This window comes from Seonamhaeicola marinus (assembly GCF_008085455.1).
The window spans coordinates 1-368 of sequence record NZ_VSDQ01000817.1 but is presented as its reverse complement, the minus strand read 5'-3'; the positions used below and the strand labels follow the sequence as shown (position 1 = coordinate 368).

The 368-nt window shown below is 32.1% G+C and carries 1 other RNA gene; it reads right to left on the bottom strand.

Going from position 1 to position 368, the window contains the following annotated elements:
* Positions 1 to 82 precede the first annotated feature (82 nt).
* Positions 83 to 368: a transfer-messenger RNA gene (gene ssrA, locus FUA24_RS23695) on the bottom strand; the annotation flags it as partial.

The window sequence follows — 368 nt, the reverse complement described above, 5'->3', positions numbered from 1 at the left end:
TATTAACAAATGTTAATTTTAAAAATTTAAATTTTATATTTTAAAAAAAAAGAGAACAACTATAAAAGTTGTTCTCTTTTTTATGTGGAGTCGCCGAGATTCGAACTCGGGTCCAAACAAGTAACCAAAGGGCTTTCTACACGTTTAGTTTTAACTTAATTTTAGGTAATAAGCTGGCAAAAAACAACCTACTTAAAACTTAGCTTTTAAATCTTGGTGTTACATCAAAGCAAAATAACACCTTAGTTTATTTTTACGATGCCTCAAAAAAGAACGCCATAAACCAAGGCTTTCCGGAGACATTTAGCTTGCGCACCTTGTGCGCCTAGGCTTGAACTTACTATAATTCAGTTATTAAGCAGCTAAAG